The organism is Saccharopolyspora thermophila, assembly GCF_014646075.1.
GTDB lineage: Bacteria > Actinomycetota > Actinomycetes > Mycobacteriales > Pseudonocardiaceae > Saccharopolyspora > Saccharopolyspora thermophila.
The window spans coordinates 63,482-90,413 of the sequence record NZ_BMMT01000009.1 but is presented as its reverse complement, the minus strand read 5'-3'; the positions used below and the strand labels follow the sequence as shown (position 1 = coordinate 90,413).

Annotated in this window: 24 protein-coding genes; 11 read left to right on the top strand and 13 right to left on the bottom strand. The window is 72.1% G+C overall.

Annotation, left to right across the window (positions count from 1 at the left end; all coding sequences use genetic code 11):
* Positions 1-42: 42 nt before the first annotated feature.
* Positions 43-996, bottom strand: coding sequence for a DUF1177 domain-containing protein (locus tag IEY17_RS14195; RefSeq protein ID WP_188987856.1), 954 nt, complete (start codon positions 994-996; stop codon positions 43-45).
* A 166-nt stretch (positions 997-1,162) separates the two neighbouring features.
* Between IEY17_RS14195 and IEY17_RS14190 the strand changes: the two genes are divergently transcribed.
* The 3 genes from IEY17_RS14190 (at position 1,163) to IEY17_RS14180 (ending at position 4,947) form a co-directional block, all read left to right on the top strand.
* Positions 1,163-1,966, top strand: coding sequence for an IclR family transcriptional regulator (locus IEY17_RS14190; protein WP_188987855.1), 804 nt, complete (start codon positions 1,163-1,165; stop codon positions 1,964-1,966).
* Between the two features lie 92 nt (positions 1,967-2,058).
* Entirely contained in the window at positions 2,059-2,244 is a 186-nt protein-coding gene (locus tag IEY17_RS14185; protein WP_188987854.1) for a hypothetical protein, read from the top strand.
* A gap of 849 nt (positions 2,245-3,093) precedes the next feature.
* On the top strand, positions 3,094-4,947 hold the full coding sequence (locus IEY17_RS14180; protein ID WP_188987853.1) for an ABC transporter ATP-binding protein: 1,854 nt from the start codon (positions 3,094-3,096) through the stop codon (positions 4,945-4,947).
* Positions 4,948-5,001: 54 nt separating this feature from the next.
* Here IEY17_RS14180 and IEY17_RS14175 read toward each other — a convergent pair whose 3' ends face one another.
* Entirely contained in the window at positions 5,002-6,198 is a 1,197-nt protein-coding gene (locus IEY17_RS14175) for an FAD-dependent monooxygenase (RefSeq protein WP_188987852.1), read from the bottom strand.
* 331 nt (positions 6,199-6,529) lie between these two features.
* Here IEY17_RS14175 and qcrB point away from each other — a divergent pair, with 331 nt between their 5' ends.
* The 7 genes from qcrB to IEY17_RS14140 all read left to right on the top strand — a co-directional run bounded on the left by qcrB (position 6,530) and on the right by IEY17_RS14140 (position 13,317).
* Entirely contained in the window at positions 6,530-8,188 is a 1,659-nt protein-coding gene (gene qcrB / locus IEY17_RS14170) for a cytochrome bc1 complex cytochrome b subunit (protein WP_188987851.1), read from the top strand.
* A gap of 90 nt (positions 8,189-8,278) precedes the next feature.
* Complete coding sequence (locus tag IEY17_RS14165; protein ID WP_188987850.1) at positions 8,279-9,214, top strand: ribonuclease Z; 936 nt, start codon at positions 8,279-8,281, stop codon at positions 9,212-9,214.
* Positions 9,215-9,326: 112 nt separating this feature from the next.
* Positions 9,327-10,343 carry a CobW family GTP-binding protein gene (locus IEY17_RS14160; protein ID WP_188987849.1) on the top strand — a complete coding sequence of 339 codons (1,017 nt, stop codon included), beginning with the start codon at positions 9,327-9,329 and terminating at the stop codon, positions 10,341-10,343.
* A gap of 71 nt (positions 10,344-10,414) precedes the next feature.
* Complete coding sequence (locus tag IEY17_RS14155; RefSeq protein WP_188987848.1) at positions 10,415-11,269, top strand: SAM-dependent methyltransferase; 855 nt, start codon at positions 10,415-10,417, stop codon at positions 11,267-11,269.
* An 87-nt stretch (positions 11,270-11,356) separates the two neighbouring features.
* Positions 11,357-11,881: a mycothiol transferase gene (locus IEY17_RS14150; protein ID WP_188987847.1), complete on the top strand. Its 525-nt coding sequence runs from the start codon at positions 11,357-11,359 to the stop codon at positions 11,879-11,881.
* A gap of 90 nt (positions 11,882-11,971) precedes the next feature.
* Complete coding sequence (locus IEY17_RS14145) at positions 11,972-12,463, top strand: DnaJ family domain-containing protein (protein WP_188987846.1); 492 nt, start codon at positions 11,972-11,974, stop codon at positions 12,461-12,463.
* A 323-nt stretch (positions 12,464-12,786) separates the two neighbouring features.
* On the top strand, positions 12,787-13,317 hold the full coding sequence (locus IEY17_RS14140) for a winged helix-turn-helix domain-containing protein (RefSeq protein WP_188987845.1): 531 nt from the start codon (positions 12,787-12,789) through the stop codon (positions 13,315-13,317).
* 114 nt (positions 13,318-13,431) lie between these two features.
* Here IEY17_RS14140 and IEY17_RS14135 read toward each other — a convergent pair whose 3' ends face one another.
* The 10 genes from IEY17_RS14135 to IEY17_RS14095 form a co-directional block, all read right to left on the bottom strand.
* Complete coding sequence (locus tag IEY17_RS14135; RefSeq protein WP_229680153.1) at positions 13,432-14,982, bottom strand: ABC transporter ATP-binding protein; 1,551 nt, start codon at positions 14,980-14,982, stop codon at positions 13,432-13,434.
* Positions 14,979-15,773: an ABC transporter permease gene (locus IEY17_RS14130; RefSeq protein ID WP_229680152.1), complete on the bottom strand. Its 795-nt coding sequence runs from the start codon at positions 15,771-15,773 to the stop codon at positions 14,979-14,981. The genes IEY17_RS14135 and IEY17_RS14130 overlap by 4 nt, the downstream gene beginning before the upstream one ends.
* Complete coding sequence (locus IEY17_RS14125; protein ID WP_229680151.1) at positions 15,770-16,711, bottom strand: ABC transporter permease; 942 nt, start codon at positions 16,709-16,711, stop codon at positions 15,770-15,772. The genes IEY17_RS14130 and IEY17_RS14125 overlap by 4 nt, the downstream gene beginning before the upstream one ends.
* Positions 16,708-18,279, bottom strand: a complete 1,572-nt coding sequence (locus tag IEY17_RS14120) for an ABC transporter substrate-binding protein (RefSeq protein ID WP_188987843.1) — start codon at positions 18,277-18,279, stop codon at positions 16,708-16,710. The genes IEY17_RS14125 and IEY17_RS14120 overlap by 4 nt, the downstream gene beginning before the upstream one ends.
* A 69-nt stretch (positions 18,280-18,348) precedes the next feature.
* A complete protein-coding gene (locus IEY17_RS25445; RefSeq protein WP_229680150.1) occupies positions 18,349-19,143 on the bottom strand; it encodes a class I SAM-dependent methyltransferase in 795 nt (264 codons plus the stop codon).
* Positions 19,110-20,393: an MFS transporter gene (locus IEY17_RS25440; protein WP_229680149.1), complete on the bottom strand. Its 1,284-nt coding sequence runs from the start codon at positions 20,391-20,393 to the stop codon at positions 19,110-19,112. The genes IEY17_RS25445 and IEY17_RS25440 overlap by 34 nt, the downstream gene beginning before the upstream one ends.
* Complete coding sequence (locus tag IEY17_RS14110; RefSeq protein ID WP_229680148.1) at positions 20,390-21,403, bottom strand: dipeptide epimerase; 1,014 nt, start codon at positions 21,401-21,403, stop codon at positions 20,390-20,392. The genes IEY17_RS25440 and IEY17_RS14110 overlap by 4 nt, the downstream gene beginning before the upstream one ends.
* Positions 21,400-22,455 (bottom strand): PLP-dependent cysteine synthase family protein, encoded by a 1,056-nt coding sequence (locus tag IEY17_RS14105; RefSeq protein ID WP_188987842.1) that lies wholly within the window; start codon positions 22,453-22,455, stop codon positions 21,400-21,402. Before IEY17_RS14105 ends, IEY17_RS14110 begins: the two co-directional genes overlap by 4 nt.
* Positions 22,455-23,261: a Rossmann-like domain-containing protein gene (locus IEY17_RS14100; RefSeq protein WP_188987841.1), complete on the bottom strand. Its 807-nt coding sequence runs from the start codon at positions 23,259-23,261 to the stop codon at positions 22,455-22,457. Before IEY17_RS14100 ends, IEY17_RS14105 begins: the two co-directional genes overlap by 1 nt.
* Complete coding sequence (locus IEY17_RS14095) at positions 23,258-24,526, bottom strand: ATP-grasp domain-containing protein (protein ID WP_188987840.1); 1,269 nt, start codon at positions 24,524-24,526, stop codon at positions 23,258-23,260. The genes IEY17_RS14100 and IEY17_RS14095 overlap by 4 nt, the downstream gene beginning before the upstream one ends.
* Before the next feature lie 100 nt (positions 24,527-24,626).
* On the opposite strand from IEY17_RS14095, the gene IEY17_RS14090 reads away from it, so the two are divergent.
* Positions 24,627-26,045: an alpha/beta hydrolase gene (locus tag IEY17_RS14090; RefSeq protein ID WP_188987839.1), complete on the top strand. Its 1,419-nt coding sequence runs from the start codon at positions 24,627-24,629 to the stop codon at positions 26,043-26,045.
* Between the two features lie 3 nt (positions 26,046-26,048).
* Here IEY17_RS14090 and IEY17_RS14085 read toward each other — a convergent pair whose 3' ends face one another.
* Positions 26,049-26,906 carry an SDR family oxidoreductase gene (locus IEY17_RS14085; protein WP_188987838.1) on the bottom strand — a complete coding sequence of 286 codons (858 nt, stop codon included), beginning with the start codon at positions 26,904-26,906 and terminating at the stop codon, positions 26,049-26,051.
* Positions 26,907-26,932 lie beyond the last annotated feature (26 nt).

Genomic DNA, 26,932 nt, shown 5'->3' with positions numbered 1-26,932 from the left:
TGGCACATCACCCGCCGCGCGGACACCCGCGCGGCGGGTGGATCAGCCATCCGCCGGCGGGAGGGCGCCCATCGTCTGCAGGTGGGTCAGCGGGCCGTAGCGGGCCACCAGCTGGTCGAACTCGGCCTGGTCATGGAAGGCCAGCCGGCCCGCGCCGAACTCCTTGGCGACCTCGACGGCGTAGCGGGCGGCGTCGGCGATGTCGGTCTCGTGGCTGGCGCCGGTGGCGCAGCCGGGCACGGCCGACGCGGCCACGATCGCCAACCCCACGACCGGGGCGGCGGTGGCGGTGGCCGGCTGCAGGATCGAGTTGAGGTGATAGACGCCGTTGCCGTACGGGGTGATGTCCTGGGTGGTCACCGGGTAGGTCACCAGCGGCCGACCGGTCACGATCTCCAGCAGCGCCCCCAACCGGTCGGACACCCGCAGTACCCAGCCCTGCCGGACCGTCGGCGACAGCGCCAGCCCCCGGTGGTTGATGATGCGGTTGCCCTTGGTGGCGTCGATCGACAACACCGCGTCCATCTCGTCGGTGACCTCGTGGGCGTTCATGGTGGCCATGTCGACCGGGGAGTCCATGAACGGCACCGGGTCGTGCGGCCGGGTCGGTGCGTGCGGGCACACGTGCGTGGTGATCACCACGTCGCCGGGCAGCACGTCGCCGCGGGCGCGCATCGACAGCAGCTTCGCCGCGACCGCGATGGCCGCCGCCGCGCCGTCACCGTCCGAGACGAACCCGGTCACCTCCGGGCGGGCGCCGACCCCGCCCAGCCGCCCCACCACACCGAGAGTGGGAGCGCTGCCGCCCGCGGTTCGCCCCCGCGCGCCCGGCACGCGGACCTGCACGAAGTCGGTCGAACCCCGCGCGCCGTGCACCGTGCGGGTGGTCGCCGACCCGGACTCCCCGGCCACCCCGTCGAGGTAGGCCACCACGGCGGCGCCGGTGACCCCAGGGTCGTCGAGGAGGTCGACCACATCCAGGACATGCTTGAGCATCCGGAGCCCTTTCGAGGCGAGGACCGTGAGCCACGGCGGCCCGCGCTCGCGGTCGTGCGTTGGCGGGGCGGTCAGCACGAAACACCCTCGGCGACCGCCGTGCCACCACCGTGCGAGGTCACCGAACAGCCGGACAAGCACATCCCGCTATTCGCACAATAGGGTCATGCCGGCGTTCGAGACCGACCCCAGCACCCCGGCCGGCCTGCCGCAGACGGCGGACCGGGCCCTGCGGGTGCTGCTGGCGTTCGACCGCGCCCACCCGGAGTGGGGCGTGACCAAGGTGGCGCGCGAGTTCGGCCTGCACACCTCGATCGCGCAGCGGCTGCTGGCGACCCTGGCGCACCGCGGTTTCCTGGTGCGCAACGAGGCGAACCGCCGCTACCGGATCGGCCCGGCGGCGCTGCACCTCGGGCGGATGTGGGAGCAGGCCGGGACGCTGGACCTGCTGGTGCGCCCGCTGCTGGCCGAGGTCGCCGAGGAGACCGGGCACAGCGCGCTGCTGGCGCTGCCGGACAGCGCCCACATGCGCGGCGTGGTCGTCGCCGAAGGCGCCGACGGCCGCCTGCGCGACTACCCGCTGACCAACGAGCTCTACCCGGCGCACGCGGGCGCCACCAGCAAGTCGTTCTACGCGTTCCTGCCCGAGGACCTGCGGTCGCGGGTGTTCACCGACCGGCCGCTGGCCCGGTTCACCGACCGCACGGTGACCGACCTGGCAGTGCTCGAGGAGCAGTTCGCCGAGATCCGGCGGGCCGGGTGGGCCTACACCGTCGGGGAGTACGACGTCGGTGTGGCGACGCTGGCCGTGCCGGTGTTCCTGCGCGAGGAGCCCTACGGCAGCCTCAGCGTGGGGTGGCAGTCCGAGCAGTATGACCACGACCCGGCGCAGTGGGTGGAGTTGCTGCAGCAGACCAGCGTCCGAATCGGACAGCGGCTCACCCGGCCCGCGACGCGCCGCCGCCCCTGATCGGGTGCGCCCGGCGGGGCGTGCGCGGTGCCGCCCGGTAGGGTCTCGTCGAGATCGAACGGAGGGGTGGCCGAACGACGGAGGCTGATCTCATGAACCGCAAGGGCGTGCTGGTGGCGGTGGCGCTCGTGGTGGTCGTCCTGGGCGCGCTGCTGGTGCGGGATCCGGTCGGTGCGGCGGAGGTGGTGCGGTCCGGTTTCGATCTGCTGGTCACCGCGATCAGCACCGTGGGCAATTCACTCACGACGTTCTTCCAGCACCTGTTCGCGGGGAACTGACCGAGCACTGTGGACCGCTGCGCGGCGGTGGAAGTTCTTCTCCGCGACGCCTGTTCCCGCAATTTTTCAACGACCTTTTCGACACGGTGAAAGCGCGGGCACCAGCATAAAGAGGATCTGCGCTCATACCCCGCTACACACCGCACGAAACGCGAATTCGCCGGGCGCGACAGGGACTTTGTGCCCGGTTTTCCGCCAGAGCTCCACGACCGTCCGAAAAAGCCGAAAAAATCCATCGGAACGCGCTGGCGGTCAGCTTGTCCTGCCTTCGGCGACCCCTTAGTGTGAGAACCGGTCACAGCAAGGACTGACGAGCGGCCTACGGTCAGCAGCCATAGGCACGGTTACTGGGGAAGACCGACTCGCCGGATGTGGCCCGGCGTGAGGTAGCGGGCAGCCGTGTACGGCACCCGCCAATTCCGGCCACCGGGCACATGCCGCGCAGCTCCCACCGAACAAGCGATCCAGGGAGCGGATCGCGCGCTTCGGAGTGGCATGTGAACAGGCAGGTTCTCACGCCGACTGCAAGCGCGCGCCGGATGGCACGGTAATTCCGGCTCGCGACGTGATCGAACACGGAATGGTGATCGATTATGCGAATCAAGGACGTCTTCAGGTCCAATTGGAGGGACAAGGACGACCACTGGGGCCGTTGGGGCCGTTGGGGCGGCTGGGGCCGCTGGGGCCGCGGCTGCTGGGGTAACTGGGGCCACTGGGGCAGATGGTGCTGGGGTGGCTGGTGGGGCGGTTGGGGCTGCTAGTGCGCCCTGACGTTCTGCTGATCCTTTCGACGCGTAGCTCCCACTCGTCCAGGGTGGGAGCTACGCCCGTGCGTACGGAGGTGGGAGCGTGTCCGGCTTGGTGAACTGGTTGCTGCGGCCGGCCGAAGGGGACACCGAAGGTCTGGTCGAGCACGCACCGGTGGTGCGGGTGCGGGAGGTGTTCCGCCGCTTCTGGCCGGACGCCCGACCGTTCCGCGGCTGGCTGATGCTCAGCCTGTTGCTGGTGCTGATCTCGCCGCTGCTGGACACCGCGGCGATCTGGCTGTTCAAGGTCCTCATCGACGACGTGCTCACGCCCCGCAACTTCGCTGCCTTCCCCGCGGTGGCGGCGGCCTACGCGGTGATCACGCTGGTCGGCGGGGCGATCGATTTCGGCGGCCAGTACCTGGCGGCCTGGATCGGCGAGAACTTCCTGCACCGGTTGCGCACGCGGGTGTTCCGGCACCTGCACACGCTGTCGATCAGCTTCTTCGACCGCCGCCGGATCGGCGACACGCTGTCCCGGCTCACCGGTGACGTGGGCGCCATCGAGAGCCTGGTGCTGTCCGGGGTGACCGAGACGTTCTCGTCGCTGGTGAAGATCGTGCTGTTCACCGGGGTCCTGTTCTTCCTCGACTGGCGCCTGGCGCTGGTGTCGCTGGTCGCGGTGCCGCTGTTCTGGACGATCGCCCGGTTCTTCGCCCGGCGCATCAAGCTGGCCTCCCGCGAGGTGCGGGGCCGCAGCGGATCGATCAGCACCGTCGCCGAGGAGAGCCTCGGCAACGCCCCGCTGATCCAGGCATACGGCCGGGAAGGCGCCGAGGTCGACCGCTTCGTCCGGCAGAGCCGCGGCAGCGTGGGCGCCAACCTGGCCTCCACCCGCATCGGCGCGTTGTTCTCCCCCATGGTGGACCTGATGGAGGTCCTCGGGGTGATGGCGATCCTCGGCGTGGGCATCCTGGAGCTGTCCGCGGGCCGGATCACCCTGGGCGGGCTGCTGGCGTTCCTGGTCTACCTGTCACAGCTCTACAGCCCGGTACGCAACCTCGGCCAGCTGACCAACACGATCTTCGCCGCGGCGGCCAGCGCCGAACGCATCATCGACCTGCTCGACCAGCGACCGCTGGTGCGCAGCCCCGCGAACCCGGTGCCGCTGGGGCGCACGACCGGGCACCTGCAGGTCGAGCAGGTCGACTTCCGCTATCCGGGCACCACGGCCGACGTGCTGCACGGCGTGACCTTCCAGGCGCTGCCCGGGGAAACCACCGCCGTGGTCGGAGCCAGCGGCGCCGGGAAGTCCACGCTGACCAAGCTGCTGCTGCGCTTCTACGACCCGACACGCGGCCGAATCCTGCTGGACGGCCACGACCTGCGGGAGCTCGACCTCGACGAACTACGCGCCAACATCGCGATCGTGCTGCAGGAGACCCTGCTGCTGGACGGCACCGTCGCGGACAACATCCTGGCCGGGCGGCCCGGCGCCACCCACGAACAGATGGTGCGCGCCGCCGAGGCGGCCGACGCGCACGAGTTCATCCTGGCCCTGCCCGACGGCTACGACACCCGCGTCGGGCAGCGCGGCCGGTTGCTGTCGGGCGGGCAGCGGCAGCGCATCGCCATCGCCCGCGCCATGATCCGCGACGCGCCGATCCTGCTCCTGGACGAGCCGACGACCAGCCTCGACGCCGACGCCGCCGAGCGGATCCTCGCGCCGTTGCGCCGCCTGATGGCCGGGCGCACCACGATCGTCATCTCGCACAACCTGATGACCGTCCGCGACGCGCAGCAGATCGTGTACCTGGACCGGGGCGTCATCACCGAGGCCGGTACGCACGAGGAACTGCTCGCCAACGACAACGGCTACGCCCACCTCTACCGGCTGCACCACCCGGACGCACGCCCGGCCGCGCCGGTGCAGCCCAACGGGCAGATCGCGACATGACCGGGCGCGCGCGGAAGCGGTTCCGCGCGCGCCCCGTCCGCGGCCTCCGGCCGGTCAGCGCCGCAGCGGCTCGCCGCGGCGCCGGGCGAGGTAGAACCGCCGCCCGGTGCTGAGCAGGCGAAGCACCTTGCGCACCGCTGTGTTCTGCGCGATCAGGTGCCACTGGTACTGCCAGGGCGGCTGCCCCCCGTGTCGGCCGGCCATGGCGTAGCAGAACTCCACCGCGTTGCGGTCGGTGTAGTAATCGAGGTTTTCGAACCACGCCATGCTGGTGCGGGCCGCGGCCTGCGCCGTGCGCAGCGCGCTGTGCCCCTGTTCGTCGAACTCCTTGAGCGCCTTCGTCGGGGAGTCGTACTCGAACAGCATCTGCGCGAGCATGATCGCGTCGATCATGGCCAGCCGCGTGCCGGACCCGATGGTGAAGTGCGTGGTGTGCGCGGCGTCACCGATGAGCACCGCGTTGCCGTACCGCCAGGTCTGGTTGTAGACCTGCGTGAACCGCTGCCAGGACGCGGGCTTCCCCCGGGACTGGCTGATCAGCGAACCGCCCCGCAGCGTGCGCGCGAAGATCTCCTCCAGCAGGCGCATGCTCTCGTCGGAGCCGAGCCGGTCCAGGCCCAGCGCCCGCCACGTCTTCTCCTGGCACTCCACGATGAAGGTGCTGATGCCCGAACTCGACGGGTAGGCGTGACACCAGACCCAGCCCTGCGGCGTCTCCTCGAAGTCGAAGGTGAACATGTCGAAAACGTGGTCGGTGCCGAGCCAGATGTAGGGGTTGCCGCCCTGGGTGGTCTCGGTGCCGAACTCCTCGTGGTGGTGCTGCCGGATCTTGCTGTTGGCGCCGTCGGCGACCACCACGAGGTCGGCGTCGGCGACCTCGGACAACTCCTCCACGGCGCGCTCGTGCTCGACCTTGACGCCGAGACTGCGGGCGCGTTCGGAGAGGATCTCCAGCATCGGCGCCCGGTTGACGCTGTAGCCGTAGCCGCCGAGGTAGGCCGCTTCGGTCCCGCGCATCGTGACGATCTGCTCCTGCCAGAGCGACGAGGCGGCCCGGATCCGCTGCGCGCTCTCCCGGTCGTTGCGGTAGAGCGCGTCCAGCAGGTCGTCCCAGTACACGACGCCCCACCCGTAGGTCGCCCCCGGCGGGTCCCGTTCGATCACGGTGATGTCGTGCCCGGCGTCGCGCAGCTTCGCCGAGATGGCGAAGTACAAACCTGCGGGTCCGCCTCCGATGCACACGATTCTCACAGCACCACCTCCTGCGGTGTCCAGGACGGGCAGCTGCGCAGGCGTGCCGGGCACGCCGTTGTCCGCGTGGAATGTGGATGACGCCCCTCGTTGTACCCCGCGGGGCCGCTGGCCGCACCTGCGGCGGCACGCGGGCCTGTCGTCGGCGCCGCGCCCCAGGGCCTCGGCACCGGTGACCTCGATGAGCCTGACCGGCGCCACAGCTGCCGGGCGCCTGGTGAGGCAGTAGGCTCGGTGGCGCGATGTCGATTCGCCCAGCCACGCGGCGGCTGCCGCGAACCAACCGGCTGCAGCCCGCCGACGTTCCTGGACGCGGTGCCGGGGAGCCGACATGAGCAGGTTGACGCGACCGACCAGGCCCGAGAGCAGGCTGCTGCGGAGCCTCCGTCACCAGGCGAACGAGGTGGACGTGCGGTTCCGCATGGCGTCGGGGATGCGTCGGCAGCTGAACAAGGTCTTCCCGTCGAACTGGTCGTTCCTGCTGGGCGAACTGGCGCTCTACAGCTTCGTCGTGCTGCTGGTCAGCGGCACCTATCTCGCCTACTTCTTCGACCCGTCGATGGCCGAGGTGACCTACGACGGCGTCTTCACCAACCTGCGCGGGGTGGAGATGTCGCGGGCGTTCGAGAGCACCCTGGACATCTCCTTCGAGGTCCGGGGCGGGCTGTTCGCCCGGCAGATCCACCACTGGGCGGCGCTGATCTTCATGACGGCGATCGTGGCGCACATGTTCCGGATCTTCTTCACCGGCGCGTTCCGCCGCCCCCGCGAGGTCAACTGGACCATCGGGATCCTGCTGTTCATCCTCGGCATGTTCGAGGGCTTCGTCGGCTACTCGCTGCCCGACGACCTGCTGTCCGGGACCGGCCTGCGGATCGCCTCCGGGATCCTGCTGTCCATCCCGGTCATCGGCACCTGGCTGCACTGGCTGCTGTTCGGCGCGGAGTTCCCGGGCGACGAGATCATCCCGCGCTTCTACCTGTTCCACGTGTTCGTGCTGCCCGGCCTGATCCTCGGCCTCGTCGCGGTGCACCTGGCCATCGTGTGGTACCAGAAGCACACCCAGTACCCCGGTGTCGGCCGCACCGAGTCCAATGTGGATGGTGTGCGGATCATGCCGTCGTTCGCGGTCAAGAGCACCGGGCTGTTCTTCGTCGTGACCGGCGTGCTGGCCATCATGAGCGGCATCTTCCAGATCAACCCCATCTGGAACTTCGGCCCGTACCTGGCGGCGATGGTCTCGTCGGCCTCCCAGCCCGACTGGTACATGATGTGGACCGACGGGATGGGCCGACTGTGGCCGCCGTGGGAGGTCTACCTGGGTTCGTACACCATCCCCGCGCCGTTCTTCCCACTGGTCCTCGGGCTCACCCTGGTGTTCACCATCGCGCTGGCCTACCCGCTCCTGGAGCGCAAGCTCAGCGGCGACGAGGCCCACCACAACCTGCTGCAGCGGCCGCGGGACGTGCCCGTGCGCACCGCGCTGGGCGCGATGGCGATCGCCTTCTTCATGGTGGTGCTGCTCTCCGGCGTCAACGACATCATCGCCTTCGTGTTCGGGCTGTCGCTGAACATGACGACCTGGGCCGGGCGGCTCGGGGTGCTGCTGGTCCCGCCGATCGCCTACTACGTGACCTACCGGATCTGCCTGGGGTTGCAGCGCGCCGACCGCGAGGTGCTCGAGCACGGGGTGGAGACCGGCATCATCCGGCGGCTGCCGCACGGCGAGTTCATCGAGACCCACCAGCCGCTGGGGCCGGTGGACGAGCACGGCCATCCGGTGCCGCTGCCCTACCAGGGCACTCCCGTGCCGAAGAAGATGAACCAGCTGGGCGCGGCTGGCCGGTCGGTGCCCGGCAGCCTGCTGCGGCCCGACCCCCGCGAGGAGACCGAGGCGCTGGACCGCGGCCGCGCCGAACAGGCCCGGCGCGAAGCGGTCTCCACCGAGACCGAGGTGCGCTCCGGTCGCCCGCAGGCACCCGAGGAGTAGTGCCACTGGCGTCCTCGGGGGGCGGACGTGCCTGCGGTTGGCCACACGGTGCCGGGCGAGACGAGCCGCGCGGTCTCTAGAGTTCCGCGCGTGGCGAATCGTGAACTGGTGGTGCTGGGGACGGCGAGCCAGGCGCCGACCCGCACCCGCAACCACAACGGTTACCTGCTGCGTTGGGACGGCACCGGTTTCCTGTTCGATCCCGGCGAGGGCACCCAGCGGCAGATGATTCACGCGCGGGTCAGCGCGCACGACATCGACCACCTGTGCCTGACCCACTTCCACGGCGACCACTGCCTGGGCGTGCCGGGCGTGGTACAGCGGCTCTCGCTGGACCGGGTCCCGCACCCGGTCCAGGCACACTTCCCGGCCGCCGGGCAGCGGTTCTTCCAGCGCCTGCGGTACGCCACGGCGTTCGAGGAGGTGGCCGAGCTGCGGGAGCGGCCGATCAAGCGGAGCGGCCCGATCGCCACCGGCCCGTTCGGCACGCTGCACGCGGTGGAACTGGACCACCGGATCGAGACCTTCGGATACCGGCTGGTCGAGCCGGACGGCCGCCGACTGCTGCCCGACCGGCTGGCCGCCCTCGGCATCTCCGGCCCCGACGTGGGGCGGTTGCAGCGGGAGGGCGCGCTGCGCGTGAACGGGCGCCTGGTGACCGTGTCGGAGGTCAGCGAGCACCGGCCGGGGCAGCGGTTCGGCTTCGCCATGGACACCCGGCTGTGCGACGGGTTGTTCGCCATCGCCGAGGGGGCCGACCTGCTGGTGGTCGAGTCGACGTTCCTCGAGGAGGACGCTCGGCTGGCCGACGAGTACCGGCACCTCACCGCCGCGCAGGCGGCGCGGGTGGCCGCCGAGAGCGGGGTGCGGTGCCTGGTGCTGACGCACTTCTCGCAGCGCTACACCGATCCGCGCCGGTTCCACGACGAAGCGGCGGCGATCTTCTCCGGGCAGTTGGTCGTCGCCGCCGACCTGACCGTGGTGCCCGTCCCACCTCGAACCGAAAACGATTATCGATACCATTGATGGTCCGCGATCACCGGGCGCGACGGGCTGAGCGGGCGGGCTCGGGGCGGCCACCGCCCCCGAGCGGCTCGCTATGCTCCCGAGCGTTCCCCGAGACCGAAAGGCAGTTCCCGTGGCGCAGCCGCCGATTCCCGTGATCGTCCTCGCGGGGTTCCTCGGCGCCGGCAAGACCAGCCTGCTCAACCACCTGCTGCGCAACCCGCAGGGCGCGCGCATCGGCGTGGTGGTCAACGACTTCGGCCAGATCAACATCGACGCGCTCAGTGTGGCCGGCCAGGTCGACGCCTCGGTGTCGCTGGGCAACGGGTGCCTGTGCTGCGCGGTCGACGCCCGCGGCCTGGACAACCTGCTGGCCCGGCTGACCCGCCCCAGCAGCCGGATCGACGTGATCGTCATCGAGTCCAGCGGGCTGGCCGACCCGCGCGGCATGGTCCGGTTGCTGCTCAACAGCACCAACCGGCGGATCAGCTACGGCGGGCTGGTCGAGGTGGTCGACGCCGCGGAGTTCGAGCGCACCCGGCACCGCCACCCGGAGATCGACCAGCACCTGCGGTTCGCCGACCTGGTGCTGCTGAACAAGATCGACCGCGCGGCCGACCCCGACCGGATGCTGGAGCTGGTGCGCGGCATCAGCGGCGGCACCCCGGTGCTGCCCACCACGCACGGCCGGGTGGACCCGGCGCTGCTGTTCGACCGGGAGTCGCTGCGCCGCCGGCGGGACACCGCGGGCCAGCTGTCCTTCGACGACCTGCTGGCCGACGACGACTGCGGCGACCACCTGCACGCGGCGTACCAGAGCGTGTCGTTCAGCGCCGAGCAGCCGGTGAACCCGCGGGCGCTGATGCGGTTCCTCGACGACCGCCCGGCCGGGATCTACCGGATGAAGGGCCAGGTGCACTTCGCCGCACCCGGGCACGGCCACAAGTTCGCCCTGCACACCGTCGGTGACTTCCTGCGGTTCCACCGCTCGCGGTGGGCGCGCGACGAGCCGCGGCGGACCCAGCTGGTGGTCATCGGCTCCGGCCTGGACGCTGACGGGGTGCGCGCGCGCCTGGCGGACTGCCTCGGCGAGCCCGATCCGGACGACGAGCACTGCATGCTCGACGTGGTGAAGTACACCCGCGGCTGATCCCTGGTTGTCACCGCGGCCCCGCAGCGGGCAGCCTGCAGGTGATCACCGACGGCATACGGGAGGACGCCATGCAGCGCCATCCGGGGCAGGATCCTGAGCAGGCGGGGTCGTTCGCGAGCCTGGCCGGGGTCGACCGCACCAGGGCCAACCCCGCCCGCATGTACGACTACTACCTGGGCGGGGCGCACAACTTCGCGGTGGACCGCGACGCCGCGGAGCGGGTGCTGGCCGTGCTGCCGGAAACCCGCACCTTCGCGCTGGAGAACCGCGCGTTCCTGCAGCGCGTGGTGCGGTACCTGGTCACCGAGGCGGGCATTGACCAGTTCCTCGACCTCGGTTCGGGAATCCCGACCGTCGGCAACGTGCACGAGATCGCCCAGGGCCTCAACCCGCGGGCACGGGTCGTCTACGTCGACCACGAACCGGTCGCGGTCGCCCAGTCCCAGCGGATGCTGGCCGGCAACGACCGGGCCACCATCATCCACGCCGACCTGCGCCACCCCGACCTGGTGCTGGGTCACGCCGACACCCGCCGGCTGCTGGACCTCACCCGCCCGGTCGCGGTGCTGATGATTTCGGTGTTCCCGTTCATCCCGGACTCCGACGACCCGGTCAGCATCATCGGCGCCTACCGCGCGGCCTGCGCCCCGGGCAGCTACCTGGCGCTGTCGCACAGCCTGACCCCCGAGTACTGGCCCGGTGAGGTGACGCAGGCCATCGAGCTCTACCAGTCGAGCACCCACCCGCTGCACCTGCGCGACCCCGAGCAGGTGCGGCGGCTGTTCACCGGTTACCGGATGGTCGAGCCGGGCCTGGTGTTCACCTCGGCGTGGCGCCCGGAACGGCCGGTGTCCGAGGAGAAGGCGCGGGAGAGCCGTGCGGTCGCCGGGCTGGGCGTGCTGGTCGACCAGGGTGCTTCCTGAGCGGCCGCTGACGCCGCCTGACTGCCGGCCGCGCGCCGCGGCCGTACCGTGGCGCGGTACCGGTTCGCGACCTTACGGAGGTGTCCCATGTCCAGCGCCCCCACGTCCAGCGCGGAGGTGCTCGCCGACGCGTTCGGCCGGATCCGTGAGGTGGTGCACGGGGCGGTCCGCGGGCTGGATGTCGACCAGCTCGCCTTCCGGCTCGACTCTGAGGCCAACTCGATCGCGTGGTTGGTGTGGCACCTGACCCGGGTGCAGGACGACCACGTGGCCGATGTCGCCGGGACCGAGCAGATCTGGACCGAGCAGGACTGGTGCGGCCGGTTCGGGCTGCCGCTGCCATACGAGGACACCGGTTTCGGGCACGGCCCCGACGAGGTCGCCGAGGTCCGCGTCGACGGCAACCTGCTGACCGGCTACCACGACGCGGTGTACGAACGGACCGTCGACTACGTGCGCGGTCTGACCGACGACGACCTGCCGCGAATCGTGGACACCGCGTGGGACCCGCCGGTGTCGCTGGGCGTGCGCCTGGTCAGCGTGATCTCCGACGACCTCCAGCACGCGGGGCAGGCGGCCTTCGTCCGCGGCATCGTCGAACGCGCCGCCTGACACAATGGTGGCGGCGGGGCGGGCTGCGGCGAGCCCCACGCACCTGGACCGACCTGCGCCGAGGGGCCCGGACGGGAGGACATTCGCGGCATGGCCGAGCGCAAACCACCCGGTGTGACGTTCGAGTCCTGGGTCGATCGGCAGATCCGGGAAGCGCAGGAGCGCGGCGAGTTCGACAATCTTCCCGGCGCGGGCAAGCCGCTGCCCGGCGCCGGCCAGCCGGTCGAGGAGCAGTGGTGGCTCAAGGACTACCTCCGCCGCGAGGGGCTGTCCGGGGAGGCGCTGCTGCCGACCCCACTGCGGCTGCGCAAGGAGGTCGAACGGCTGCCGGACACCGTGCGCGACCTCCACACCGAGCAGGCGGTCCGCGACGTGGTCGCCGACCTCAACCGCCGCATCGTCGAGCACCTGCGCGCCCCCACGGGGCCGAGGGTGGTGATCGGGGTGGTCGACGCCGACGACGTGGTGGCGCAGTGGCGCGCGGAGCGCACGCGGCCCACCGCCCCGTCCCGAGCGGAACCCGGTCCCGCGGCGGCTGCGCCGAAGAAACTCCGCTGGTGGCGCCGCCTGCGCCGAAGCTGACCGGCGCCGCGCACCGCCGCCGACAAGATTTCCCACCTGGTGAACGCTTTTGACGGGATTCACCGGGACTGCTTCGATCGGCCCCATGATGCTGGGACCGCTGCTCGTGCAGCGCGCGCACATCGACCTGCTGTGGGTCGCTTCCGCAGCCTGTTCGCGCCGTTGACCTCCCCGCCCCGGCGCGCTCCTGCCTCGTCCTGGTCCCCGCCGCCGGTGGCTCCTCCTGCGCCCGGTGGCGCCGCCCCGGGCCGTAACGCCGATCATCTGCCGGTGCCCCGCGTTGTCGCGCACCGGTATCGCGAGACGAGACGGAGATTCCCGCCATGACGCTGGAAGCCGCATTCCAGGAGCCGTACCTGGCCGACGGCACCGCGCTGATCGAGGTGACCGCGCGGTTCGTCGTGCCCCAGCGCGACCTCGCCGAGCTGGAACGGGAGTTCGCGCAGCAGATCCGCACGCTGGCGCGGATTCCGCGGCAGTCCGATGTGGAGGTTCAGACGGTCCCCCGGCTGGCGGCGGTACCGTCGCCGCCGGCCGAACCGAAGCTGCGGATCCTGGTGGCGCCCCGGCACGTGCTGCGCGCCGACGGCAGCCGCGTGGAGCTGACCCGGCTGGAGTTCGACCTGCTGCTGTTCCTGTGCCAGAACCCGGGCCGGGTGCACCGGCGCGGCGCGCTGCTCAACGCTGTCTGGCACCTCGACAGCACGCCGAGCACCCGCACGGTCGACGTGCACGTGCGCCGCATCCGCAGCAAGCTCGGGCCCGATCTGAACCTGATCACCACGGTCCGCGGTGTCGGGTACCGGCTCGACGGCGCCGACCAGGTCCACATCGAACCCGATCCGTACGTCTGAGGGAGGGCCGTTCTGCGTGCCGACTCGGAGCGGAACCCGCGGCGGGACCCGCGCTTTGGGGCCGAGCCTGCGCCTGCGTCGGTTACTGACGCCAACCCGCGGTCCAGGCGTCGCTCACGGGTCTGTTCGTGCCGCGGCGGGGTCCTTCGCCGCCGCCACGAGCTGCGCGGTCACCGCATGTTGCGGGTCGGCCAGCAGCCGGGCCGTCGGCCCCTGCTCCACGGCCCGGCCCGCGTGCAGTACCAGCACCCGGTCGGCCAGTTCGGCCACCACGCCGAGGTCGTGGGTGATCACCACCAGGGCGCAGCCGGTGTCCTGCTGGACCTTCGCCAGCACGTCCAGCAGCTCCGCCTGGGTCACCGCGTCCAGCCCCGAGGTGATCTCGTCACAGATCAGCACGTCCGGTTCGGCCAGCACCGCGCGCACCAGGGCCGCCCGCTGCAGTTCGCCACCGGACAGCGAGCGGGGCCGCCGGGCCGCGCTGGACTCGGCGACGCCGAGGCGGGCGAGCGCGTCAGCGGCACGGACGCGCGCCTCGGAAGCGCTTGCGCCGCGGAGCCTTTCGGCGGTGCGGGCGACCTGGTCGAGCACCGGTGCGAACTCGTTGAACGACGCCCTGGCGTCCTGGAACACGTACTGCACCCGCGCGAGCTGGTCGCGGGAGCGGCGGCGCAGCCCGGGTGCCAGGGCCTGGTCACCAAGCCGGATCTCCCCGCCGTGCGGATGCAGCCCGGCGAGGCAGCGGGCCAGGGTCGTCTTGCCGCTGCCGGACCGGCCGAGCACCGCCAGGCGGTCCCCGGGGTGGATGTCCAGGCTGATGTCGTGCAGCGTCGTCGTCCGCCCGTGACGAGCGGTGAGCCCGCGCACCGACATCAGCGGCCGTCCCGGGGAGTCGGCGGCGCGGTCGGCCACGACGAGATCGGGTTGGGCTTCGACCAGGCGCCGGGTGTAGGAGTGCCGCGGTGCGCCCAGGACCTCCGAGCACGTCCCGGACTCCAGCACCTCTCCGCTGTGCATCACCAGCACCTGGTTCGCCAGCGCCCGCACCAGGTCGAGGTCGTGGGTGAGCAGCAGGACCGCGACACCCCGTTGCGCCACCGCCCGCAGTTCGGCGACCAGCTGCCCGCGGGTCACCCCGTCCTGGCCGGTGGTCGGTTCGTCGGCGATCAGCACCCGCGGGCGGCCCGCCAGTTCGTGCGCCAGCACCATGCGCTGCTGCTGGCCACCGGAGAGCTGGTGCGGGTAACGGCGCAGCAGCCGTTCGGCGTCGGGCAGTCGCGCCTGCCGCATCGCTTCCCGGACCCGCGCCCGCGTCCGTTCCCGGCGTTCCCGCCGCGTCGTCGCGCGGACGTGCGCGTGGGCGATCTCGTGTAGCACCGGGCCTATCCGGCGGACCGGGTTGAGGGCCGCGGAGGGGTGTTGCGGGAGGTAGCCGACGGTGCCCGGTGCGGGCGGCACCGGAGCACCGGCGACCTCGACCCGGCCGCTGACGCGGGCCCCGGCGGGATGTTCGCCGAGCAGGGCCAGGGCGGTCGTGGTCTTGCCGCTGCCGGACTCCCCGACCAGCGCGGTCACCTCTCCGGCCGCCAGGGTGAACGACACCGAGCGCACGATGTCGCGCTCGCCCACCGCGATGCTGAGGTCGCGGACGTCGACGACGGTCACCGGAGGGCCTCCAGGGTGGATCGGTCGCGCAACCAGCGGTCGAACGCGAGGTTCACGCCGACCGACAGCAGCACGATCAGGACCGCGGGCAGCACCACCGCCCACGGCTGGATGAACAGGCCCGCGCGGTTGCGGTCGACCATGGCCGCCCAGTCGCTGGCCTGCGGGGAGATCCCGACGCCCAGGAAGCTCGCCGAGGCGACCAGGTAGATCGCGCCGGTGAACCGGATACCCAGGTCGGCGGCCAGGGTGCGGCGCATCGCCCGCGCCACGTAGCCCACGCCGATGCGCAGTCGCGACTCGCCCTGCAACCGCATCGCCTCCACGGCCGGGCGGCTGCCCAGCGACAGCGCGGACGCCCGGCTGATGCGCACCACGTCGGGCACGTTGATCAGCGTCACGATCGCGACCAGCACCCCGGTGGAGTCCGGCGCGATCGGCGCCAGCAGCAACAGCACCAGCATCGACGGGATCGCCAGCAGCAGGTCCAGCGGTCGCATCAGCACCTCGTCGAGGAACCGGTTGCGGGTCATGCCGGCCACCAGCCCGAGCGGAACGGCCAGCACGTAGGTGCACGCCGTGGCCGTCGCGGCGGCCACGACGAGGGACCGCCCGCCGAGCAGCACCTCGTTCCACACGTCCCGGCCGACGAAATCGGTGCCGAACCAGTGCCCGCCGCCGAGCTGGAACGCCACGTCCCTGGCCGGGTCGGCGGCGGCGAACAGCGGCCCGAACAGCGCCAGCAGCAGCGGAACCGCCACCAGCGCCGCGGGGACGGCGTACCTGCTCACCGGCCCACCTCCGAGGCCGGGGCCAGCACCCGGGCCGCGATGTCGGCGGCGAGGTTGACCAGCACGGTGGTGGTCGCGAAGACCACCGCCAGACCCTGGATCACCGGCAGGTCGCGGGCCGCGACGGCGTCCACGAGCGTGGTGCCCATGCCGGGGATCGCGAAGATCGCCTCGACCACGATCACCCCGCCGATCAGCCAGTCCGAGGTGCGCGCCAGCTGCTGGACCGCCGGGGCGACCGCGTTGGGCAGCACGTGGGCGAAGCGGACCCGGGTGGGCGAGAGCCCGAGGCGGCGCACGTGCCGGACGTACTCGGCGCGCTGGGCGTCGAGCACGCCGGCCCGCACCAGCCTGCTCAGCGAGCAGATCGGCCGGAGCAGCAGCACGAGCACCGGCAGGACCAGCACGGCGGGCTGCGCCAGCAGGGACGAGCTGCCGACGGCGGTGGGCGGGAACCACCCCAGCTGCACGGCGAACACGGTCACCACCAGGATGGCCATCGCGAACTCCGGCGCCGAGTAGAGGCCCAGCGTGCTGCTGGTGATGACGCGGTCCAGGCACCCTCCCTCGCGGTGCGCGGCGAGCATGCCCAGCAGCACCGACAGCGGCACCAGCAGGGCCAGGGTGAGCGCGGTCAGCAGCAGGGTCGGGCCGGCCGCCGCGGCGATGATCTCCGCGACCGGGCGCGACCCCACCAGCGACCGGCCGAAGTCACCGTGCAGCACGCCGAAAAACCACTCGCCCAGCCGCACCCAGGCCGGTTGGTCGAGGCCGAGCTGCGCGCGCAGCAGGGCGATGACCGCCGGGTCCGGGTTGTCCCCGGCGATCGTCACGGCCGCGTCACCGGGCAGCGCCTCGGTCAGGACGAACACCAGCGCGATCACCAACCCGACCTGCACGACGCCGAGCAGTACCCGACGGGTGGCGTAGCGGATCACGCGAGCCACACCCTGTCGAAACGGGCCCAGTCCAGGGTGTTGGCCGGGGCGCGGTCGTCGATGCCGCCCACGGTCGGCGCCGAGGCCACGATCCAGTCCGACACGCCCCACCACAGGAAGCCGCCCTCGCGGTACAGCTGCTCCTGCATCCGGAAGTACAGCTCCGCGCGGCGCGCTTCGTCCGATGTGGACTGCGCCTCGTGGTACAGCGCGTCGAACTCCGGGCGCTGCCACCTGGTGTTGTTGGTCGTCGAGGTGGACAGCAGGCGCTGCGCGATGTGCGACTCCAACGGCATCGCGCCGGAACGGTACCCGGCGAGCACGCCGTTCCTGCTGATGTCGGACCAGTAGGTGTCCTTGTTGCCCAGCCGCACGGTCAGCTTCAGCCCCGCCTGCCGGGCCTGGTCGCTGATGGTCAGCGCGGCCTCCTCGAGCCCGGTCGAGGCGTCGGAGGTGTCCAGGTCGATGGTCATGCCCTCGGCCCCGGCCTGCCGGATCAGCGCCCGCGCCCGGTCCAGGTCCTGGGAGCGCTGCGGCAGCGCGTCGGCGTAGTAGCGGTAGCCTTTGCCGTAGAGGTCGTTGCAGACCTGGCCGGAGCCCTGCAGCACCGAGCGGACCAGTTCCTCGCGGTCGACCAGGTGGAACAGCGCCTGGCGCAGCTCGGGCCGGTCGAACGGCGGCCGGTCGGTCTTCATCGCCAGGCCGTGGAAGTTGCTCAGCGGCAGCCGGTGCACCCGTATCCGGCCGGTGCGCTCGTGGGTGCGCGCGCTGGTGGGGGTGAGGTCGTGGGCGTACTCGACCTGCCCGCCCAGCAGTGCGTTGACCCGGGCCGCCTCGTCGTTGGTGACGACGATCTCCAGCTCGTCCAGGTACGGCGCGCCGTCCCAGTAGTCGGGGTTGCGGGCCGCCAGGAAGGTGCGGCCCGGGGTGAAGGAGACGAACCGGAACGGTCCCGATCCCACCGGCCGGTCGAAGGTGGTGGTGCCCTCCGGGACGATGTAGGCGCCCAGCGTGGCCAGGGCGTTGGGGAACTCCGCGTAGGGCCGCGTGAGCCGGAACTCGACGGTGCGGTCGTCGACCTCGCGGCTGGCCGGCAGGTCGATCACCGACAGGCTGGCCTTGGCGCGGAAGGTGCTCCGCGGGGCCGTGATGCGCGCGTAGCTGTACAGCACGTCCCGGGCCCGCACCGGTCTGCCGTCGTGGAAGGCGGCCTGCCGCAGCGTGATCCGCCAGGTCCGCAGGTCCGGGGCGGCCTCCCAGCGCTCGGCGAGCCGCGGTTGCGGGGACATGTCCGAGCCGTAGTCGGCGAGCTTGTCGAACACCGCCTTGGCGCGGGCGATCTCGGCGTAGAGGTCGGTCTCGTGCGGGTCGAGCACCTCGGCCGCTCCCCCGCCGGAGAAGGCCGCGCGCAACCGCCCGCCCGTGCGGGGCCGCCCGGCGGCGTCGCCCGCCGAACCACCGGTGCAGCCGGACAGCACGGCGGCCGCTCCGGCCGCGGCGGTCAGGCCGAGGAACCCACGCCGGTCCACGGCGCGGGCGGGCGGGTGGCGGCGGTTGTCCTGGGGCATGCCGAGGTTTCTCCGTTCCTTCGAGCTTTGTTGATAATGATATTGGTTTTCAACAAGACGGCCAAGGGGTCAGCCCGGTCGCCGCAACACCAGGTGCAGCCGGTCGCCGCTGAGCCGGGTGGACAGCTCCGCGTCCGGGTGCCACGGCGTCCGCGCCCGCGGCCCCGGTTCGTCGAACATCGCCAGCACCTCGAAGCCGTGCCGGGCGGCGAAACAGCGCAGCTCCTGCGGGAACAGCAGCCGCCACGCCGAGCGCTGCACCAGCGGCTCGTCCCGCCCGGGCCAGTCCCAGCTGCGCTCCCGCCGCAGCAGCTGGTTGGCGTGGTCGATCCACAGCCGCGTCCGGGACCGGTACGTCACGCCGTCCCAGACCACCTCCTGCTCGCGGACCTCGTCGAGCAGCTCGGTGTTGCCCAGGAAGAACGCGCCGTTGCGCATCTCGGCGACCAGCAGGCCGCCCGGCCGCAGGTGGCGGTGGCAGCGCTGCAGGAACGCGTCCAGCTCCGGGTTGGTGTGGCAGTACAGCAGGGCGCTGTCCAGGCAGGTGATCACGTCGAACTCCCGCGGCAGGCGGAACGTGCGCATGTCGGCGACCGCGAACCTGCCCGCCGGGCAGTGCTTGTGGGCGTGCTCGACCATCTGCGGCGAGATGTCCAGCCCGGTGACGCGGTAGCCGCGCGTGGTCCAGTGGCGCGCGTCCCGCCCGGTTCCGCAGCCCACGTCGAGCAGGTCGCGGCCACCGCCGAAGCGGCGCACGAGGTCGTCGACGAAGCGCGCCGCGAGGTGCTCGGGGTCCGGGAACCGCTGCTCGTAGAGGGCCGGGTTGTCGGTCAGGAAGTTCGCGCTGACGATGGTGGGGCGCACCGAAATCCTCCAGTTCCGGAAACGATGCCGCCGCGCCGGTCCAGCACCAGCACGGCGGCCGCCGAGGACAGGCCGATGAGCACGCACAGCGTCGCGGGCAGCCACGACCACTCCCGGCCCGCCAGGTCGGTCAGCCAGCCAATGAGCGCGTTGCCCGCCGCCGCGGTGATCCCGGAGACGACGTAGAACACGCCGAAGTAGGTGCCCGCCAGCTCCGCCCGGCCGAACGACGGGATCAGCTCGTAGACGAACGGCTGCGCCACCATCACCCCCAGCGCCAGCAGGAACGCCGTGAGAAGCACCGGCAGCAGCCGCACCGCCGCGTCCCGAGGGTCCGCCGCGGGCGCGGCCGGGACCACCGCGGCGGCCGCGGCGGTGGCCGCGAATCCGGCGCCCATCACCGCCAGTCCGACGGCGATCGACCGGCCGCGGCGCCAGCGGTCCTTGACCGCATCGGTGACGCGGACCTGCAGCACCAGGGTCGCGACCGTGGCCACCACGAACACCGCCGCCACCGCACCGGGCGAGCCGGTGAACCGCTCGGCCTGCATCGGCAGCACCAGGTACAGCTGGTTGTGCAGGGCGAACAGCCCGGTCAGCGCAGCGGTGAAGGCCAGGAACCGGCGGTCGGCCAGCACCACACGCCAGTCGGTGAACACCGAGTTCGCCGGGCGCGGCACGCGCCGCACCGGCAGCACCGCGACCTGCGCGATGGTCAGCACCGCGAAGATCACCGCGGCCACCAGGGCGGAAATCTGGAAGCCCACCGCGATCAGCGCGCTGCCCAGCAGCGGACCGAGCAGGGCACCGGTGTTGGCGAAGACGTTGAACAGCGAGAACGCCTCGGCTCGGCGATCCCCCGCCTCCTGCGCCAGGTAGGTGCGCACCGCTGGGTTGAACAGCGCCCCGGCCAGTCCGCTCAGCGCCGACGCCAGCAGTAGCACCGGCAGCGAGGTGCCGAAGGCGAACAGCGCGAATCCCACCGCGCGCAGCGCGCATCCGGCGACGATGACGCCCCGCGCGCCCCACCGGTCCGCGGCCGAGCCGCCGAGCAGGAACAGCCCCTGCTGGCTCAGCGTGCGCACGCCGAGAACCAGTCCGACCACCGCCGCCGAGGCGCCCAGCGCGTGGCCGAGGTACCCGGCCAGGTACGGCACCAGCAGGTAGAAACCGGTGTTCACGCCGAACTGGTTGACCAGCAGCAGCTGCAGGGCCGGCGGGAAGCTGCGGATCAGCCGCCAGGTCCTCATGTCGGCACCGCCGGACGCACGCCGAGACCGCGGTCCCCTTCGAGGCGCAGCACGCCGTCGGCGCCGCCGATGCCGGTCCACGGGTCCCGCGCCAGCAGCAGGTGCCCGTCGAGGTCGACCCAGCGCGCCGCGTGGGTCAGGTGCACGGCCGGGGCGATGCCGAGCGAACTGGCCACCAGGCAGCCGAGCATCACGTCGACCCCGTTCGCCCGGGCGGCGGCGATGATCTCGCGCGCCGCCCGGATCCCGCCGCACTTGGCCAGTTTCACGTTCACCCCGTGCACCCGCGGGCCCAGGGCGCGTACGTCGTCCACTGTGGCCGCGTCCTCGTCGGCGATGACCGGCACCGGGGAGCGGGCGGCCACCTCGGCGAGCACGGCGGGCGTGCCGGGCCGGATGGGTTGTTCCACGGCGTCGACGTCCAGTTCGGCCGCGGCGACGAGCATCCGTTCCGCCTGCTCGGGTTCCCACGCCCCGTTGGGATCCAGCAGCAGGCGGGCGTGCGGGGCGGCACCGCGGATCGCCCGCAGCCGGTCGATCTCGTCGTCGTGCGCGCCGAGCTTCACCTTGAGCACGCTGAACCCGCGGGCGATCAGGTCCCGGGCGGCCCGCACCGCGCAGTCGACCGGCATGATGCCGATCGTGTACGCCGTCGGTGTCGGCTGCCAGCTGGCCGCGCCGAGCAGCTCGAACACCGGCACCCCCCGCAACGCGGCGACGAGGTCGTGCCAGGCCGCGTCGAGCGCTGCCGTGACCCCGGGAACATCGCTGGTCAGGCGCAGATCGCCCGGATCAGCCGTCGCCTCGACGACCTCGCGCGCCGCCAACAGCTCCGCCTCGATCCGCTCCCGCGTCAACCCGTAGTAGGTGCTGGTCACCACTTCGCCGCGGCCCACCACGCCGTCGTGCACCAGCTCCACCGTCACCGCGTCCCGTTCGGCCATGACCGAACGGGAGATCCGCAACGGTTCGCGGAGCGTGAGCCGCTGCACCGTCCACCCCAGCTTCACGCCGGAACCTCCATCGCCAGCAGCGGGTCCGCCACGACCTGGCAGCGCGTCCACCCGTCCACCGCCACCCGCGGGTCGGCGATCTCCACGGGGCGGGTCGCGATCGGCCGGTCCAGCAGCCCCCGCGCCCGGCAGTAGTCGTCGTCGAAGATCGTGCCGAGGTAGCGGTGCGGGCCGTCGGGGAACACCGTCACCACCCGCGCGCCGGGATCGACGCGCGCCGCCCAGGCGGCCACCAGCGCCACCGCCCCGGTGCTCCAGCCCCCGGTGACGAACGCCCGGCGCGCCAGGGTGCGGCACGCCTGCACCGCCTCCACCGGCCCCACCCAGTGCACCTCGTCGAACTGTCCATAAGCGACGTTGCGGGGATGGATGCTGCTGCCCAGCCCGCGCATCAGCCGCGGCCGGGCGGGCTGGCCGAAGATGGTCGAGCCGATGGTGTCCACGCCGATCAGGCGGGCCTGCGGCCAGCGGCGGCGGATCGCGCGGGCGGTGCCTGCACTGTGCCCGCCGGACCCCACGCTGCACACCAGCACGTCGACCCGGTCGATCTGCCGGGCGATCTCGTCGCCCATCGACTCGTAGCCGGCCGGGTTGTCCGGGTTGTTGTACTGGTCGGGCCAGAACGCGTCCGGCAGTTCGCGGCACAGCTGCCGCACCCGGTCCAGCCGCGCCTGCTGCCAGCCGCCGACCGGGTGCGGTTCGTCGACGACCTCGAGGCGCGCGCCGTGCGCCCGCAGCAGGGCCCGCATGGCGGGTTCGAGTTCGCTGTCCACCACCAGCACCACCGGGTGCCCCAGCGCCTGACCGGCGAAGGCCAGCCCGATGCCGAGCGTGCCGCTGGTCGACTCCACCACCGCCGCGCCCGGGCGCAGCTCGCCCCGGCGGCGGGCGCCGGTGAGCATCGACACTGCCGCGCGGGCCTTCATCCCGCCCGCGCTGAGGCATTCCAGCTTCGCCCAGAAACCCGGGTGCGGTTGCGGCAGCGGCGCGCTGATCCGGGTTAGCGGGGTTTCGCACACCAGCCCCAGCAGATCGCGGTTTCCCGGCATCAGCGGCACCCTCCCGGCGCGTAGCGGTAGAGCGTGGTGGGGCCGCCGTCGAGCCAGAAGAACGGGTAGGGCTCGGCGGAGACGGCGGTGACGCCGCTGCCGAGGAAGTGCGGCAGTACTCCGCTGGCCGTCTGGGCGAACATCACCAGCGGGGTTCCGGTCGCCCGGGAGTGGTCCAGCAGCGGCTGGAAGGTGCCGTTGCCGACGACCATCCCGGAGGCGAGGACCGCCTCGCAGTCGTCGAGCGCCGCCAGCGCGTCGGTGACCACCGGCTCGCCCCACTCGGTGCGGCCGCCCTTGTAGTCGCAGGCCACGTAGGGGTTGCCGCGTTCGCGCAGCTGGTGCAGCAGGGAGTTCACCACACCCACCACCAGCACCCGCCGGCCTGGCCCGACGGGCAGCAGGTCGACCACGCATCGGGCGCGGTGCAACGACTTCTGCAGCGAGCTGCCGCGCCCGACGACCACCGCCTCGGCGTGGTCGCGGTGCGGTCGCCGCCACTGCAGGTACGCGTCCAGCGCGGCGACGCGGACCGGCCGCAGCGGGCTGCGCAGCAGGTCCGCGACGGGCGCGCCGACGCAGTCGAGGACGACGTCCTCGGTCACCTCACCGGGTTCCACCGCGCACGAGCCCACCTCGTCCTCGACCCGCAGGCTGAGCACGTGGTTGCGGTACTCGCGCTGCCGGTCGGCGTGCCGGGCTCCCTGCTGGGTGAGGAAACCGACGCTGACCGTGGCGTCCCGCACCTGCCCGTGCTGTCCACTGAGGACCTGATGGGTGAGCTCCTCGACCGACCGCGGGGTCACGCGGCGGCCTCCGCGGTGGCGTAGCGCACGTCGAGTCCGGCGATCATCGACTCGGCGCGGGCACGCGCCGCCCCGGGCCGGTCGCTGGTCACCATGACGTGGCCGAGGTAGTTGTTGTTGCTGGTGGCCGGGCCGGTGCGGTGCCCGGCGGGTTTGACCGACCAGTCGACCACCGCCGGATCGCTGCGCAGCCGCTCGGTGCCGCGCACCTCGGCGAGCACGCCCTCGCGGGGTGGCAGCAGGAAGGCGATGGCCGCGCTGGCGGCGCCGGTGTTGACCCGCTGCAGGTCGAATTCCTCGCCCAGGGCGAGCTGTGCGTGGACGGCCGCAAGGTCGATGCCGGTGACCCGCCGGATCAGTTCGGTGATCTGGTTGCCCGCCGGTCGCGGGTTGACCTCGACCACCCGTGGCCCGGCCGGGGTGATCTTGATCTCGGTGTGGCCCACGACGTGGTCCAGGCCCAGTGCCTCGATCGCGGCGACCGCGGTGCGCGTCACCTCGGCCTCGGTGCCGGGGTCCAGCGCGGCCGGGAACATGTGCCCGGTTTCGACGAACCACGGTGCGCCGGCGATGCTCTTGTCGGTGACGCCGACGACCGTGGTGCGGCCGCCCGCCGTCACGGTCTCCACGCTCACCTCCGGTCCGGTCAGCAGTTCTTCCAGCAGCACCACGGGACTGCGCTGCTGGCCGCGCGCATTGACCGGGAAGTCCCGCAGCGCGGCGTAGGCTTCGCGCAGTGCGGCCGGACCGTCCACTTCGCGCACGAACATGCCCGCGCACAGATCGACGGGCTTGACCACGAGCGGGTAGCCCAGCGCCTCGGCGGCTTCCTCCAGCCCCGACGCGGTTTCGGCGAGGGCGAAGGCCGGGCCGGGCACGCCCGCCTCGCGCAGCGCGAGGCGGGTGCGGTCCTTGGCGCATGCCCGCTCCACCGCCTCGGGCGGCGCGCCCGGCAGCCCGAGGCGCTGGGCGGCGCGGGCAGCGGTCGCGAGGTAGTAGTCGCAGGAGGACAGCACGCCGTCGAAGCCGAGCACCGGCTGCAACGCCGACAGGTGGTCCAGCAGCTCCGGCACATCGTTGGTCTCGAAGGTGAGCAGGTTGTCCGCGCCCAGCAACGGGTGCGTCCCGGCCGTCGGCTTCGACCGCAAGTAGTGCTGCAGATCGCGGGTGAGGAAGCTGAACCGGTGGCCGCTCTCCCTGATCCCCCGGGGCAGCAGCGCGCTCATCGATCCGACCCAGCTCTCCACCAACAGCAGGTGGCCCACGCGGACTCCTTCCAGGCGGTTGTGCGCAACAGTTGGCGATGATAATCGTTTTCAAGAAAGCTGGCAATCATGCGTCGAGTGACCACGGAAGTGACCCGCTGTGATCAGAACCGCCCGCCTCGGGCTGACCGCCCTCCTCATCGCCCCGCTGATCAACGCCGTCCACGCCCCGCTGTTCGTGCCGTGCGCCGGTGATCCCGCCGCGGACTGCGCCGAGATCACCGTGCCGCTGGACTACTCCGAACCGCGCGGACGGCAGATCTCCCTGGCCGTCAAGCGGATCCGGGCCAGCGGCACGCCATCGGAGTACCGGGGTGCGCTGCTGGTGAACCCCGGTGGCCCTGGCGGGTCCGGCTTCGACTACGCCGTGGCCAAGCGCGCCAAGCTGCCCGAGCCGGTGCAGCGCGCCTATGACGTCATCGGGTTCGACCCGCGCGGCGTGGGCCGCAGCGCCCCGGTCGACTGCGGCCCGCTCGGCGGCCTGTTCGACCACCCGGGCGCGGACCCGGTCCCGCCCGACGACCGCACCCACCTGGACCGGCTGCGCGCCGTCGCCGACGACTGCCGGCAGCGCAGCGGCGCGGTGCTGACCCACATCAACACCGTCAACACCGCGCGCGACGTCGAGCGCATCCGCCAGGCGCTCGGCCAACCGCGGCTGAACTTCCTCGGCGTCTCCTACGGCAGCTACCTCGGTGCCGCCTACGCGGCCGAGTTCCCGCACCGGGTGGGCCGGATGGTTCTCGACAGCGTCGTCAGCCCCGGCGACTGGCACGACTTCGACGTACGGCAGGGCTTCGCCATGCTGGCGCAGCGCGAGGTGCTGTTCCGCTGGATCGCCGCGCACCCCGAGTTCGGCCTCGGTCCGACGGTCGAGGACGTGCGCGCGCACTACCTGCGGGCCCGCTCCGCACTGGCCGAACACCCGGCACGTGGCACCTTCGGCCCCGCCGAGTTCGACCACCTCGTCTACCGGACCCTCTCGCGCACCGAGCGGTGGGAGCCGTTCGCGCGGGCCGTCGGCGCGTACCTGCACGCCGGCGACACCACCGGGCTCACCCCGGAACTGCCCGGCACCGACGTCGGATCGCGCAACTACGAGGCCGCGCTGCGGATCGTGAAATGCGCCGACAGCCCGCGGCCGAGCACCGCCGAGGTGCTGGGCGCGCTGCGGTCGCTGCGCGCCGCCGATCCGCAACCGGTCCTCACCGGACTGGAATCCGCGGCCTGCCGCTACTGGCCGCGGCCCCGCGAGACCGCGCGCCTCGGCCACCCGGCGATGCCGCCGGTCCTGCTGGTGCAGGCCGAACACGATCCCACCACGCCGCTGCCGGGAGCTCGGCGGATGCAGCAGCACCTGCCCGGTTCCCGCATGGTGCTGCTGCACGACAGCTACTCGCACGGCGTCTTCGCCAGCCAGCGCAACGCCTGCGTCGACACCACCGTGGCCGCCTACCTCGTGGACGGCACCGTTCCCGCCGGCGACGTGGACTGCCGGGGCCCCGGCCTGCCGGGCTGATCCTCAGCCCGGGTGCGTCTCGCCGCCCACCGGGGCCAGCACCTCACCGGTGTAGTAGCTGGACAGCCGCTGCGAGGCGAAGAACACGTAGGACGGGGCGATCTCGTCGGGATGCGCCATGCGCTGCATCGGGGCCTGCCCGCCGAACCCCTCGACCTTCTGCTCCGGCAGCGTCGCGGGGATCAACGGCGTCCACACCGGCCCCGGCGCCACGCAGTTGACCCGGATGCCGCGCGACACCAACGACTGCGCCAACGACTGGGTGAGCACGTGCACCGCGCCCTTGCTGGCCGCGTAGTCCATCAGGTCCTTGTTGCCGCGCAGCCCGTTGACCGAGCCGGTGTTGATGATCGCGCCGCTCTCGGGCAGGTGGCGCAGCGCGGCCCGGCACAGCCAGAACACCGCGTAGACGTTGACCCTGAAGGTGCGGTCGAACTGCTCGGTGCTGATGGCCGTCAGATCGTCGCTGGCCGCCTGTGTCCCCGCGTGGTTGACCAGCACGTCCAGCCCGCCGAGCCGCTCGGCCGCCTCGTCCACCAGCCGTCGGCAGTACTGCTCGTCGGCGACGTCGCCGCGGAACAGGTGGCAGTCGCGGCCCTGCTCACGCACCAGCTCGGCGGTGTGCTCGGCGTCGGCCTGCTCGGCGGCGTCGAGGTAGCCGATCGCAACGTCCGCGCCCTCCTTGGCGAAGGCCACCGCCACGGCCCGGCCGATGCCCGAGTCACCGCCGGTGATCAGTGCCTTTCTGTCCTGCAGGTGACCGGCGCCGACGTAGTCGCGCATCTCGTCACGCGGCGCCGGCTCCATCGGGCCGGTCGTGCCCGGCGTTTCCTGCTGCTGCGCCGGGGCCGTATTCGGCATGTCCCCCATCGTCCGGCCTCCTTCCC